10 protein-coding genes are annotated in these 15,259 nt (G+C 27.2%); 8 read left to right on the forward strand and 2 right to left on the reverse strand.

Going from position 1 to position 15,259, the window contains the following annotated elements:
* Position 1: 1 nt before the first annotated feature.
* Complete coding sequence (locus QIA22_RS04560) at positions 2 to 1,105, forward strand: thymidine kinase (RefSeq protein WP_301612104.1); 1,104 nt, start codon at positions 2 to 4, stop codon at positions 1,103 to 1,105.
* On the opposite strand, the gene QIA22_RS04565 is transcribed toward QIA22_RS04560, so the two are convergent.
* Positions 1,102 to 1,731: a hypothetical protein gene (locus tag QIA22_RS04565; RefSeq protein WP_301612106.1), complete on the reverse strand. Its 630-nt coding sequence runs from the start codon at positions 1,729 to 1,731 to the stop codon at positions 1,102 to 1,104. The genes QIA22_RS04560 and QIA22_RS04565 overlap by 4 nt on opposite strands.
* Before the next feature lie 13 nt (positions 1,732 to 1,744).
* Complete coding sequence (tmk, locus tag QIA22_RS04570) at positions 1,745 to 2,353, reverse strand: dTMP kinase (protein ID WP_301612107.1); 609 nt, start codon at positions 2,351 to 2,353, stop codon at positions 1,745 to 1,747.
* 86 nt (positions 2,354 to 2,439) lie between these two features.
* Here tmk and QIA22_RS04575 point away from each other — a divergent pair, with 86 nt between their 5' ends.
* The 7 genes from QIA22_RS04575 to nusA all read left to right on the forward strand — a co-directional run bounded on the left by QIA22_RS04575 (position 2,440) and on the right by nusA (position 15,259).
* Positions 2,440 to 6,846, forward strand: coding sequence for a translocation/assembly module TamB domain-containing protein (locus QIA22_RS04575; protein ID WP_301612109.1), 4,407 nt, complete (start codon positions 2,440 to 2,442; stop codon positions 6,844 to 6,846).
* 17 nt (positions 6,847 to 6,863) lie between these two features.
* Positions 6,864 to 9,329, forward strand: coding sequence for an outer membrane protein assembly factor BamA (gene bamA, locus QIA22_RS04580; protein WP_301612110.1), 2,466 nt, complete (start codon positions 6,864 to 6,866; stop codon positions 9,327 to 9,329).
* A 19-nt stretch (positions 9,330 to 9,348) separates the two neighbouring features.
* Entirely contained in the window at positions 9,349 to 9,882 is a 534-nt protein-coding gene (locus QIA22_RS04585; protein ID WP_301612112.1) for an OmpH family outer membrane protein, read from the forward strand.
* Between the two features lie 165 nt (positions 9,883 to 10,047).
* The gene (gene mutS / locus QIA22_RS04590) at positions 10,048 to 12,639 is read left to right on the forward strand and encodes a DNA mismatch repair protein MutS (protein WP_301612113.1); all 2,592 of its coding nucleotides are present in this window, start codon (positions 10,048 to 10,050) and stop codon (positions 12,637 to 12,639) included.
* Between the two features lies 1 nt (position 12,640).
* Positions 12,641 to 13,258, forward strand: coding sequence for a ComF family protein (locus QIA22_RS04595; protein WP_301612114.1), 618 nt, complete (start codon positions 12,641 to 12,643; stop codon positions 13,256 to 13,258).
* A 101-nt stretch (positions 13,259 to 13,359) separates the two neighbouring features.
* A complete protein-coding gene (gene rimP, locus QIA22_RS04600; RefSeq protein ID WP_301612115.1) occupies positions 13,360 to 13,797 on the forward strand; it encodes a ribosome maturation factor RimP in 438 nt (145 codons plus the stop codon).
* A gap of 13 nt (positions 13,798 to 13,810) precedes the next feature.
* The gene (nusA, locus tag QIA22_RS04605) at positions 13,811 to 15,259 is read left to right on the forward strand and encodes a transcription termination factor NusA (protein ID WP_301612116.1); all 1,449 of its coding nucleotides are present in this window, start codon (positions 13,811 to 13,813) and stop codon (positions 15,257 to 15,259) included.

Consider the following 15,259-nt stretch of genomic DNA (forward strand, 5'->3'; position numbering starts at 1 on the left):
TTTGGGCTTTTGTTTGGACTTTGCTAATAAAGAAGATGCTAAATTAAATAACATTGTCTATATTAGTCATTTTGATTTTAAAGTCAAAGTAAACTTAATTCTTGTAGTTGGACCTATGGGAAGTGGAAAAACAGAATATGCTGCAAAAATTTATAAAGATTCGCTTGTTGTAAGAAAAAAATCTCTCAAGGTATTGGGCAATATTATTAAAGGAAATAGAAGCAGGGTTAATGTATTTTTTATTAGAAATTTTCTCGATAAGAGAAGGTTTCAAGATTATCCAGAAAACGTAATACCATATAGGGGTGGCGGAAAAGATAAAATTGATGAGATTGGTTTTGCTAAAAACTCTTTTGATATTGAAAATTTAATAGCTTCTAATCCCAGTTGTGGCACTTTTATTATTGATGAGGCATGTTTTTATGATGAACGTTTAATTTTTGTTTTAAATAAAATTTCATTAAATGAGAATATTTTATTTATATTACCTACATTGCTTTATAATTTTAGAAAAGAATCTTTTAATGATACTGCTAAGCTTTTGGTAGAATATTCAGATAAGATTTATAAGCTTGGTGCTTATTGTGGACACATTGATTGCATGGAAGAATCTTTTTTTTCGTATAGGTATTATTTTTACAACAATAAAGAAATTCCAGCTCCTTATTTTGATCCTTTGCTTATTGTTGGTGGCGATGAAGATATTGAATCTGCTATTTATCCAAATTACTCTACAAGATGTTCAATGCATCATTATCTTGTAGGCAAGGAATATTTTTTTTCCTTTTTAAAGCCATTTGCTTTGCTGTATTCACAAGGGGATAAAAAATTTCTTGAAAATGAGGTTGTAGCGTTAAGTACTGATGTTGAAAATTCAAATTTTGTAAATTCTTTGGCTAGTGAAAAAGCGTGTGTATTTAGATCTGAAATTTTAAGAAATATTTTAGAACTGCCTTTTTTAGCAGAAAGAGCGTTAATAACTCTTTTCTCAGAATATAGCATTTTGAGTAAAGATAATTTTAAAGATCTTGTTTTTAAGTTTTCTTTAAATAAGGATTATATAAATAAAATTTTTTTTTCCAAAGATGGCAAAGAATTTTTTTAATAATAATTTGGCCTTTGTTCAAAAAATGCTTTAGTTTCGTCGATCCTTAGTAGTTCTTTTTTAATAATGTCATAGTAATTAAGCTTTTTAAGAGAAATTTTATGATATTCATCTTCCCAGTTTGTTATTCCATCGTTTTTCAGCTTAACAGATTTGTAATTTTCAAGCTTTTTGTGGTATTTTAGTGCTTCATTGTAGTAATTAATAGCCATTTGATATAATTTTTTTGATTTTTCTAGGTTGAGAATAATTCCATTTTTTTCTGGAGTTTTGAAAAAATATAAATTTCTTGTGTCGAATAGATCTCCCAAATTTAAATTTTGCTTAACTAAAAGCAAGTTTACATGCATTTTGAAAAGAAGTTTATATTTTTCCCACTGCTTTTTAGTTTCTATTTTAGTTAATGAGTATTTTGGATTTCCAAATGGGTATTTTAAGGCTTTTTGGAGAAAAAATATATTTTTTTTGTAGTTTTCAGGCTTCTTTTTCATTTGAGAGTTAAAGATTACATACCATTGTTCTGCATAATAAAATTTGGACGATGCATTTACCTTTACAACTGCTACTAAAAGAAGTAAAATTAAATTTATTTGAAAGGTGACGTTTTTAAGGATATAATTAATCATATGATTAATTATATTAAAATTTTATTAGATTAAAAATTTTTTTTGCGTTTTTATCTAAATTATCTTTTATTGAATTATCAATGTAAATCACATTAATTTTTTTTTCTAATTTTTTAAATATTTTTAAGTATTTTAGGGCAATTTGTTCAAAAGTTTTGTATTTTTCAAGCTCAAAAAGATCACTTTGTGTTCTATTTTTTTGTATTCTTTCATAAGCTATATTTGGATCTGTTTCAATAAAGAATACTTTTTCAGGCAATGGAAAATTTTTATTTAATTCATATCCTAATTTTCCTTGATAGGCAATTGATGAGAATAAATAGCGATCAGTTATTATTTTTACGGGTTTTGTGCTTAAAATTTCTATTATTCCACCTTTTTTATATAAATGATCATGTCGATCTGCAGCATAAAGATATGCAAATGTTGATTCTTTTAAAGGATTTTCAAAATTCATTAATTGTTTTCTTATCATTTCTCCAATTATTCCGCTTGATGGTTCTTTTGTAAAATAATACCTTGATTCATCGTTGCAAAGAGCTTTCAGTTTATTGGTGATGCTTGTTTTTCCGCTTCCATCAATTCCTTCTATGCAATAAAAGTTTTTCAATATTTTAATCACAAATATTTTTTTCTTCCTTTCTTTTGTTGTCAATAATTAGGTTATTGATAATTATTATATAATAATAATTATCAATATATGAGTTTATGAATTTGTTGTTTTTGAGAAGTAAGACATTTTTATTGTTGATTTTACCATTTTTTATTTTTGTTTTAATAATTTTTTCCATTAATCTATTTGTTCAAGTTCAAATTCATTCTGCAAAGTTTTTTGCTATAAAATATCTTGAATCAAAATTTGGCTTTAGTATTAAATATGATAAAATTTCACCGTATTTCTTGTCGTCAATTAAGATAGACGGTTTAGAGTTAAGCCTGGATGGAAAAGATAAAATATTAATAGATATTGTTAGGGTAGATTTAAATCTGTTTAAATTGATTTTAGGTGATGAAAATATTATTTTAAATGTTTATGTTAAAGGGAGTAATTTTAATTTTGATATAAACGACTTTAGTTTATCTGGCGATTTAAATCCCAGCAATGTTTATCCTGACAATGGCAATGTAATTTTAAATAAAATTTTAAACTATCTTTATAGATTAAATATTAATTTAGAAAATATCAATATTAATATTAAGCTTAATAATAGTAGTTGGTTGAATTTTAAGGTTAAAAATTTTTCCTTAAGTACCGTAGATGAAGATTTTTTATTTAGCTCTGTAGTTGATTTTGGTGTTGTTAAAAATTTAGAAATTAATTTGCCGTCCGAAAGAGTTGATAATGGAATTTTAGATTCAACTTTCTATTTTGAGGGGAAGTTTAAAAAAGGCTTTAAGGATGGTTATGTTAATTTTAGTTTTTTTGAGCTTAAAACAAGTTATTTTTCTTTACTTGAGCAAGGGTTCCAAATAAATTATTCAAAAGGAAATTTAAAAATTTTTAATTTACGAAGAGAGAATTTTGATTTTAATTTAAGCTATGATAAGGCTAATGGTTTTGTTCGATTAGATGCTTTATTTTTCAATATTAATCTTTTAGATTGGATTAAGCTAAACAAAGGTTTTGAAGTTTATAAAGATTATTTTGACATAAGTTTAAATGGGCAATTTGCATTTTCTTATGATTTTAAGGATAAAGATTTAAGATATGCAGGAATAATAGATTCGTCTTTAAATGTAGACACTATAGGTAAAGAAATTCAAGGCTTGCAGCTTGAAATCAAGGGGGATGATAGAATTGTAAGTGTTAAGAATGCTTTTTTAAAGCTTAAAAGGGGAGTTGTGAACTATAAAGGTTATTATTCTCTTAAAGATTTGCTTCCAATAGGGCGTCTTAACTTTAAGTCTGCAAAAATTTTAAACTTTAACGACCTAAATGGATATTTGGATTTTAATAAAGATAAAGATATTTTTTCGGTTAAGTCTGATAATTTTAGTCTTGGAAATCTTAATTTTCAAAATTTAAGTTTAAAAACTTCTTTTTTAAAGGATAAAATTTTTGTTGACTATTTGATTTATTTGGAAAATAAAGACTCTCAAATTTCTTTAAAAGGAGATCTTAATGATGAAGAATTTTCTCTTAATTTGGGTATTAAAGAATTTCCTTTGCTTTTTTTAAAAGAAGTTATTCCTAGTTCTCACCCAATAAATCTTTTTCCCAAGACTTTATTTTCAGGTAAGTATTTAAATTTAATTTCTGATTTTAATTTAAATAAATTTGATTATCATAAAAATAAATTAAAAAAATTCAATTTAATGGTATTTTCAAAGTTAGACAATTTCAAATTTGTGCTTGATGCTAGTGGAGGAAAAAATTTCTATAAATCAAACAATTTCGATTTGCAGTATAATGATCACAATTTGCATTCCAGTGTATTTGTTGAGCTACTTGAAAGTGGATTTAATATTAGTACGAATTTTTATTATTTGGACAAAGTTTATCCTTTGCATTTTGATGTTAATCTTAAAGATAAGTTTATTATTGCTGAATCCCCTCTTGGTATCAAATTAGATTTTAATTATTTTGATTCTAAAATGGTTTATGCCCTTAATGTTAATGATTTTAGGGTTTACAATAAAACTTCTGATCTTTTGATAAATATAAATTTTAATGGGAACTATTTAGGCCTTAATGAAGATTTGAAATTTAAAATAGATAAGTTTAATATAATAAAAGCTTCTAAAATACCTGCCTACAATTTCAATTTTGGTTTTAAGGGTTTATATGAATATGATAAATTGTACATTTCTGATGTTAAACTTATAAACAAACTTTCAAATTTGCAAGGATATGGACAATTTAATTTAAAAGATAATTTTAATGGAAGTTTGAATCTATTTTCTAGCTTAAATTCAGAGAGATATTTTTTAGGGATTAATTCCGATGAATATGGAAGTTATTTTTTGCTTAAATTTCAAGACTTAGATTTTTACAATTTTAATTCTTTATCCCTTTTAGAAGGAAAGGTTAATGGTAATTTTTTGCTAAATTTTAAAAAGAATGATTTTAAAAATTACTCTTTGAGTGGATATCTTGAGACAGATAAATTAACTTTATTGGGCGTTCCAGTTCAGTTTTCTATGAATTTAGGATTATTGGACAATAAACTTAATATATATGATATAAAAGCCAAACGCAATAAAAAAGAGTTTCTTACTGGGAGTCTAAGATACGATCTAGGCAGTTCTATAGGCGTATCTAATATAGTTTTTAATAGCGACTTGTTTTCTTATAAGTTTAATGCAAATTTTAGAAATTTCCAAAGTGGAGATGAAGAGCAATTTGGAGTTTTGAAAACCAAAACAGAGGGCGAATTTTTCTTTCGAGATATTAAATATAAAAATGAATTTTTATCCAATCTTACGATTGAATTTAGTAATGATTTTGAAAAATTTAATATGATTTCAATTGATTATGATCTTATCAATGTTTTATACCATTATGGCAGCGGAGAATATAGCTTTATTTTAAAAGATTATTTGCCTCTTAGTTTTAATTTGTCAGGCAAAATAATTAAAAATAAAATTCTTGGAAGTGTAAAAGATATTAAATTTGATTCAAAAATAATCACCAAAGATTTTTTGGATTCACATTTTTTATTTAATGTTGACAATCATTTTATTCTTTATGATCTTGTTTTAAATGGCGAATTTGATATTGATGGAGACTTGTATAATCCCAATATTAATGGAAGTTTAAATGTTCAAAAAGGATCAATTAGCACTGAATATTTAAGAGCTTCTAGAAAGTTTGGTGGTGATAGAGCTTTAGAAATATTTGATATGCCGGTTGAAATTCAGGATAATAAAATCATTTTTAGTAATGAGTTTAACCTAGATCGATATTCTAAGATTTTTGTTTCTACTAGTTTAAATTTAAATTTTTTAAGTGATACTATTATTGATTATTACAAAATAGATATTAATGTGACTGGTAGAACGGGAATTCCTATTAAATTTGACAAAATTGCCTTAAGCTTTACAGGCTATGCTTTAGGCGATTTTTCAATCGAAGGAAATGCTGATGAAATTATGTTTAAAGGCATTTTAAATATTTCAAATGCTTGGGTTTATTCTCTTGAAAGTTCTGTTGTTGATTTATTAATAAATCCTTTCAAGCGAGCAAAAAGACCGCAAACAGTTGATATTAATCTTTTAGATTTTGATATTTTAACTGATCTTGAGATAAATTTTGACAGTGGCGTTACTTTTCATTGGCCAGATAGTAATATTTCTTTTTTACAAGCTACTATTTCAAGGGGGGATAAACTTATAATAAAATCTGATACAAAAACAGATGATTTTATTATTAAAGGTGATTTGAATATTGCAAGTGGTTTTGTTAATTATAATAATAAAAAATTTATCTTTAAAAGTGGCTCTTATATATCCTTTAATGAGAGTAGAGCTAAATTTGATCCATGGATAAAGGCGGAGGCTACAAATACTATTAAGGATAGAAATGATAAACTGCTTGTTACAATAAGTATTGATAGTCCTTTAAGCTTATGGAAAATTGAGTTTATGTCTTATCCTTCTAGAAATGAGCAGGAGATTAAATATTTGCTTTCAGGCTCAACAATAGGGGCGACTGAGGGAGAGGGAGGATTGCGATCGGCAGGGACTAATGCTGCTGAAATGGCAATTGGAATAGTGAGTGATATTGCTCTTGATTTTTTAATTCAACCCATTGAAGATTATATGCGTTCTGTATTAAACTTAGACTTATTGAGTATAAAGACAGATATATTGAAGAATTCTATTAATAGTAATTTTTTCAAAATCGGGAATCCCACTTTTGTTGATGTTCTTGACAATACAAGTGTTAAGGTGGGTAAATATCTGGTTGAGGGTGTTTTTATTAGTGGAGGCTTTGGTTTTTTAAAAGAACAAATGACTCCTTTTTCAAAAGATTTAAATTTTGTTATCAATTTGGGTATTGAGTTTGATTCTCCATTTTTTTTGGTTAATTATGAGTTTGATTACAATTTTATGAAAAAAGGTTTAGATGGAATAGGAAATAATATAGGCATTTCTTGGAAATTTAAATATTGAATTGTTAAGAGGTTAAGATGGGTTCAATTAGAGGTTTGTTTTTTGTAAGTTTTTTAATATTTTTTGTTGTTTTTAGTTTTGCTCAAGTTGAAAATTACAAAGGGAAAATAATAAAGGGTATTAATTTTGAAGGACTTAAGAATAAAAGGGAAAGAGATTTTGTTGATATTTTAAAACCTTACATTGGCATGGCATATTCTAATGAAATTTTTGATAAATTGCAAGTTGATCTTTATTCTCTTGATTATTTTTCTGGGCTTATTAAGCCTCTGTTTAAAATAGACGGTGAGGACCTTTTTATCACATTTATTGTAAAAGAAAAATCTTTAGTTAATTCTGTTGTTTTTTTTGATAGCAGTAGAGTTTTTTGGAATAGTGAACTTGTTGAGAAGGTGAATATTAAGACCGATGAGCCTTTAAATCTTGCAAGTGTTAATAAAGGCATTGACAAACTTGAAGAGATGTATAAAAACATGGGATATCTTGATGTTTCTGCAAATTTTGAAATCAAAGAAGAAGGAAATTTAGTTGATATTATTTTTAATATATTAGCTGGCCCCAAATATGTTGTTAAAGGGATTGATTTTGAAGGAAATTTAAGCTTTAAAAGCAGTACTTTGAGAAAATCTTTAGCATCAAGAGTAGTGTCTCTTTTCTCAGATGGTAAATATTTAAAAAGTAATATTGATAAGGACAAGCGTCAACTAGAGTCTTTTTATAAAAATAATGGATATATTGATGTTAAGATTATCAATAGTACTGTTGATGTTAAAGATTCCCTTAAAGATTCTAAAAGATCGGAAAAGGAAGTTTTTTTGAAATATTTTCTTTCAGAAGGCAATGTTTTTAAATTTGGAAAGCTTGAAATTTCTGGTAATTCAGTTTTTAGTCTAGAAGAATTAAAAAGTTTTATTACCTTTAGCGAAGGTGATATTTTTAATGATTCTAAATTTGAGCAAGATTTTGCCAAAATTAAGGAGAGTTATTTTAAGGAAGGGTATATTTTTACAGAAATTATTCCTTCACAAAAGATAAGAGGGGAGTTTGTTGATTTATTAATTAAAATTTCAGAAAAGGATAAAGCTCATATTGAGTCTATTGCTGTTTCTAAAAATAAAAATACAGCTTCGCATGTAATACTTAGAGAGATTCCTCTTCAAGAGGGAGATGTTTTTAGTTTGGACAAGTTTAAGATGGGCATGGCAAATTTACAGCAGCTTGGTTATTTTTCAAATGTAATTCCAGATATTGTTCCGAGCAATACAGAAGGGCTTATGAAAATAAATTTAAACATTGAGGAGCGAGCAACAAGTAATTTTGGATTTGGTATGAATTTTGGAGGTAATGCAAATTCTTCGTTTCCATTCTCAGTATTTGGGCAGTGGGAGCTTTCTAATTTTTTAGGCGAAGGCTATTATTTTGCCGCAAGACTAAATTTGTCTTTTTTAGAGCAAAGCCTTAGTTTGACATTTAGAGATAATTGGTTTTTGCAGAAAAGATGGACGGTGGGTGGATTTATAGATTTTTCACATTCTGTTAATACTGCTTATCAGGATATTAATGGGCCTATTTTTTCTGGCAAAAGGGAAGTTCCTGATCCATTTACAAGCTGGGAAGAATATCGAGATGCTAAAAGCTTTTCTGATTTTAATGCTATGAATTATTCTTTACTTAAACTTAGTTTTGGAACGTTTACAGGGTATACTTTTTCTAATTATCTTGGCAAGCAAACCCTTCTTGGTACTTTGCAGACCGCTTTAAAATATGTTTTTTATGACAATGAGGTTAACAGGCCTTCAAATTATTATTTAAGAGATAATTATAAGACTTTTAGATTTGAAAATTCTCTTAGTTTGAGCGCGGCTTGGGATACAAGAAATTCTACCTCTTTATCTAATAATGGATTTTTGCTAAAGCAGCAGTTTGATTTTTTTGGTGGATTTTTATTTGGTCAAAGCCATTTTGTTAAATCTTCTACAACTTTTGAGAGATATTTTTCTCTTTTAGGATATGAGGATGTGTTTACCCCTTATTTTGATATTATTTTGACCTTAAGGAGTGTCTATTCAAATATATTGCCTCCTCTTGGTAATGGTTTTGAAATTGAAATTCAGCCCCATCACCACATAATTCTTAGTGAAAATTTTATGCAAGCTAGAGGTTGGGGGATTTTGAAAAATATTTATAGTTCTTTTGTAAATACTGTGCAAATATCTATTCCTTTGTTAAAAAATATTTTAGTTTGGGATGCTTTGTTTATAGATTTTGCTTCTTATTCTTTAGAAGGGCAAGAAAATTCTTTGTTTAGACCTTTTAGTAGTTTTGCTTTTAGTTGGGGAACTGGAATTAGAAGTCTTTTACCCCAATTGCCGCTGTCTTTTGTAATAGCTTATCCTTTTTATTTTGACAATGATAAAGCTAACAGTTATTACAAATATTATTCTGGATTTAAATTTTTCTTAGGAATTGAAATGAGATATTAATTATACTATGGAGAAATTTGTGTTTTTTTTGATTTTACCATTGTTTTTTTTATTATCTTTTAATGTTTTTTCGATAGATGTTATTAAAATAGGAATTGTTGATTTTGATAGAATTGTGATTGAGGTTTTAAATCCTCAATTAAAAGCTAATCTTGATCAAATAAAGAATCGGTATCAAGAACAAATCAATACGTTAAATTTAGAGCTTAAGAATTTAAGACAGATGTATGATAAATCGATTGCTGATAATGATTTAGATAATGCAAGATCTTTTGGAAACCAATATAATTTGAAAGTTGATGAGCTAAAGAGACTGTCTAGTTTAGCAAAGAATAACTTAGAGCATCAGAGATTGGCCAATATTAATAGTTTAAACAATAATAGTGAATCTTTAAGCAAAATACTTCGTGGTATTCAATATGTTGCAGAGATTAATGGGTTTTCTTTGATTATGAAAAAAAATAATCCATATATCCTTTACCACAATAGCACTGTTGATATAACAGACGATGTTGTTAAGCATCTTTTGGAAAAGGACAATAAAAATCCTTAAAGACTTTTCCTTTCAAGGCTTTACTTTCTTTTTTTAGTCTATATAGCACTTAGTTGTATAAAACATCGCTTTTAGAGTCTTTTTATCATTTTATATTCTTGCTTTTTAATTGAATTATATTTATTTTATAATATCAATTGTAATTCAATATTATTTAGGAAGCATATGGAAAAAAATGTTACCCCAATGATGAGGCAGTATTTAGATATCAAAAAAAAATATAAAGATGCCATTCTTTTTTTCAGAGTAGGAAGTTTTTATGAAATGTTTTTTGATGATGCAATTGAGGCAAGCAAGCTTCTTAATTTAACATTGACAAAAAGAGAAAATGTTCCAATGTGTGGTGTGCCTTATCATACTAGTAAGGAATATATAAGAAAATTAATTTTATTTGATAAAAAGGTTGCAATTTGTGAACAGGCGTCTAATCCTAGTTCTGGAGGGCCTTTAGAAAGAGAAGTTGTTGAGGTAATAACCCCAGGTGTTATTATTGATGAAGATTTTTTAAATGATGATGTTAATAATTATTTAGTTGCTATTAGTGATTATAAAAATTATTATTCGTTTTCTTATATAGATTTATCTACTTCTAGTCTTGGAATAATGTTTTACGAGAATAGTTTTTTTGAAAAACTTAAAAGGGATCTTGAGAAATACTCTCCTAAAGAGATAATAGTTTCTGAAAATTTTTATTATGAATACTCAGATAAGCTTAATCTTAGTCGGTTTTTAATTAATAGGGTTCCCGCTTGGCATCTTGATAAAGATATTGCAATAAAAACAATAAAGGAGCATTTTAACATACTTGGATTGAGCTCTCTTGGATTTGACGAGGAAAAGCCTTATTACATTTCAATTTTTCTCATTATAAATCATATAAAAAATAATTTAAAAAATTTATTAAGCAATATTGATAAAATAGATATTAATAATGATTCTTCGTACATGTTTCTTGATGATGTAACTCAGGTTAATCTTGAGCTTGTGAAAAATAATAATGATTTTTCTTCTCAATATTCATTATATTCTGTGTTAAATGATTGCAAAACTGCAATGGGAAAGAGACTTTTGCGAGAATTTATTTTAAATCCAATTTTAAATATTTCTGAGATTAATACCAGACTAGATCATGTTGAATTTTTTTGCAAAAATATTGGCTTAACTGTGACTTTAAGAGAAACTTTTATTAATATATGGGATATTGAGAGAATAATATCTAGGATTCAAATGAAAAGATATATTAAAAAAGATTTTTTGTTTATTGAAAAAGCCCTTTCTGTATTTTTTACGGTAAAAAATTTATTCAATAAACATAATTTTGATTATTGGAATTTTAATAAGTTTGAAGAAGACAGTATTTCTAAAGTTTCTTTATTAATAAATAGCGCAATTTCAAACTTACCCGATGAGCTTATTAAAAGAGGTTATGATTTAAAGCTCGATAGTTTAAAAGATTTAAAGATTAATGCAAATAAATATATTGATAAATATCTTGAATCAGAGAGACTGCTTAGCAAGATCAATAATCTAAAGATTAGAAAAACTAATAATAGGGGATTATTTTTTGAAGTTACAAAGAGTAATTATGCTCAAGTGCCACCGCATTTTATGGAAAGTCAAACTTTAAATTCCTCAAAAAGATATAAAACAGAAAAACTTATTTCTCTTGAAGTGGATATTAATAATGCTGAGGACAATGTAGTTGCTTTTGAGCAGGAAATTTTTGATGAAATAGCATTAAATGTTGTTAAGCATAATAAAGTTCTTAAAAAGGTTGCAGAATTTTTTGCATATATTGATTTAGTTGTTAACTTTGGTTATTTGGCAAAAAAAAATGAATATAAAAGACCTGTATTGACGTCTGGTAAGGAAATTTTTCTTGAAAAGTCTAGGCATCCTGTTGTTGAGCATTATGTTAAAAACACTGAAATCTTTACTGAAAATTTTGTAAGGATTGATAAAGAAAGGCATTTTTGTTTAATTACTGGACCTAATATGGCGGGTAAATCAACTTATTTGCGCCAGGTGGCTTTAATTACTTTAATGGCTCATATAGGTTCTTTTGTTCCAGCTTCTAAAGCTGTAATAGGCATTACAGATAAAATTTTTTGCAGAATTGGAGCAAGTGACAACATTGCCAAAGGGGAATCCACTTTTTTGGTTGAAATGAATGAAACAGCTAATATTTTAAGAAATGCAACAGAAAAGAGTTTGATAATTATGGATGAGGTTGGAAGAGGTACTAGTACGAATGATGGACTTGCTATTGCTTATTCTATTATAGAGTATATTTTAGAGTATATTAAAGCTAGAAGTTTGTTTGCTACACATTTTCATGAATTGTCGTCTATTAATCATAAAGCTTTTATTAATCTTTCAATGAAAATTGAAAGGCAAGGCAGCGATCTTGTTTTCTTAAGAGAAGTTGAAGAAAAACCATCTCTTAATTCTTATGGGATTTATGTTGCTCGCATAGCAGGACTTCCTTTAAGGGTAATAGATAGAGCCAATGTTATTCTAGAAAGTTTGCTTGACAGAAAGAGTAACTCTTTTTTGGAGTTTCTTCCCGCTGTTTCTTCTGATAGTAATGATGGGGAGGAAGGTTTGAAAAATGACGCTGATATTCATGTTAAATTAAATGAGTATTTGGAGTTAAAAAATTTTATTTCTAACATAGATATTAATAATATTACCCCTTTTCAATCAATTGAGCTGTTAAATCAAATTGTTTTAAAAGTTGTTTCTCAGTCCAGTTAGTATGAGTTATTTAAATGTCCTAAAGAGTATATTTTTGCCTTTTTGTGTTTTTTGTGGGAAAAGATATGTATCTTCTAATGCTCTTTGTGACCAATGTAAGTCACTTTTTAATTTTAAAATTAAATTTAATGAAAATTTGATGTATTTTTTTGAATATAAAGAGCATTACAGATTTTTAATTTTGTCTTACAAGAGAGATGCTCAAAAGTCAATTGGTAGATTTTTAGCAAGTGAAATTGCTAAATGTTTAAATAATATTGATTTTGATCAAATAGTAACTGTCCCTTGTAGTTTTAAAAGAAAATTATTTTATGGTTTTGATCATATGGAATACATTGGTATTTTATTAAGCCGTTTTGGATTTAATTATATAAATGTTTTTTCAAGAAAGTATGGAAAAAGTCAGAAGTTAATGAAAGGGAATCTTAGATTTAGAAATCTTGAAAATAAAATTAAATTAAGATCAAAATATAAAAATTTTCAATTCAAAAAGATTGTTTTGCTTGATGATATTGTTACTACAGGAGCATCTATGTGTATTTGTGAAGACCTTATTATGCAATTGGGAGCTTATAAGGTTATAAGGCTTTCGTTGGCCAAATCTTATAATTTGGTTTAATGTTGACATTATTTTTGCTAAGTGTTAATCTTGACTTAAGGTTTAGTTTATGTATTTAATAAGGTTCTTATAAAAGAACCTTATTATTTTTAGGGATACAGTTGATTAAATGTTTTGACAAAAGTAATGAAGTTTTTAATTTGATAAAAGATTTAACAAGGCGATTAAATGTTGAGATATTAGAAATTAATATCTTTAGAAATAAAAATAATGGAAAAATTCAAATAGTTCTTTATAGTAAAAATTTTTCCTTGGGTATTGATTTGCTAACTGATTTGCATAAGATAATTTTATTAATTTTAGAAGCAAATCTTAAATATAGTTTTACTTTAGAGCTTTCTACTCCAGGAATAGATAGAAAAATAAAAAGTGACAGAGAGTTTAAAATTTTTGAAGGTAAAAAGATTAAGTTGATGCTAGATAATGAATTTGAAGAGGGCTTTATATTAGAGTCAAAGCCAGAAAGTTTTATTTTTAAAACAGATAGCAAAGAAATAAATGTTTTTTATAGTGATGTTAAGAAGGCCAGATTAGTTTAAGGAGGAAGTTTGTATGATAAAGGGCACGGGACATATGATTGTAAATATTGCAAACGATCGCAGCATGAGTATAGATTCTATTAGAAAAACAATTAAAGAATCAGTATTAATAGCTTATAAGAAGTATTTTGGAAGTAATGAGAATGCTTTTATTAAGTTTGATGATGATACGGGAGATTTGGCTGTTTATGCAAAAAAGAAAATTGTAAAAGAGGTAAAAGATTCTTTGCTTGAAATATTAGAAAAAGATGTCTTAAAGGAAAATATTGTAGAAGGTGGTTATGCTTATATTGAAATTAATCCTAAAGTTTTTGATAGGCTTTCTATTCAGGTTGCAAAACAAAGAACCAAAAATGACTTGCAAGGAATTGAGGATAATGAGATTTTATCAGAATTTAAAAGCAAGTTAAATAAGGTTGTTATTGGATACGTTCAACAAAATAGAAATGGTGATCTTTATGTTAATCTTGGCAATACTGACGGTATAATTCCTAAGAAGTATCAGTCGCCAAGAGAAGTTTACAATATTAATGATAAGATTAGAGTTTTAGTTTACAATGTCAAAAAGGGTAAAAATGGCATTGAGGTTATTCTTTCTAGAACCCATCCAAAGTTTATTGAAGAGCTTTTAGCGCTTGAAATTCCAGAAATTGAAGAAGGTATTATTAAAATTCATAAAATAGTTCGCGATCCGGGTTACAGAATCAAAGTTGCTGTTTATTCTGAAAAAGAAGAGATTGATCCTGTTGGTCCTTGTATAGGTCAAAAAGGAGTTAGAATTCAATCTATAATTAAGGAGCTTGAAGGAGAAAAAATCGATATTATCCCTTATAGTAAAGATATTAAAGAATTTATAAAAGATTCTTTGACTCCTTCTAAGATTGAGCATGTTTATATTCTTGACGAAGATTTACATAAAGCCTTAGTGGTTGTTAGCGATGACCAACTTTCTCTTGCTATAGGTAAAATGGGTCAAAATGTTAGGCTTGCTAATAGACTTCTTGACTGGGCTATTGATGTTAAAACTAGCAGTCAATTTGCAGAAATGAAGGCTAATTCAGAGTTTAAGCAAGAAACGCTCGAAATGTTTGATAAAGTTATGCAGGATGTTGTTGAAGAGGAGCAATTTGAAGAGATCAGCAAAATAAGTGATCTTAAATTGCTCGATTCTTCTGTGATTTCTAATTTATCAAAAGAGGGGCTTGATGATATTAACAATTTTTTACAAGCAGATGAGGGAGTGCTTTTTAATCTTGGCGTAAGTTATGAAAAACAAGAAGAAATTAACAAAATATTAAAAGAAGGAATGATAATAATTGCTAATGACAATGATGAGTCTATAGAAAAGATAGAAGAAGATGAAGAGCTTCTTTGCCCTGAATGTGGTGTTGTTATTAATGAAAATATGACCTCCTGTCCGGGTTGTAAAATAGGGCTTAGTTTTGAGTTTGAGGAGGAGTAA

Source organism: Borreliella kurtenbachii, from assembly GCF_030437945.2.
Lineage (GTDB): Bacteria > Spirochaetota > Spirochaetia > Borreliales > Borreliaceae > Borreliella > Borreliella carolinensis.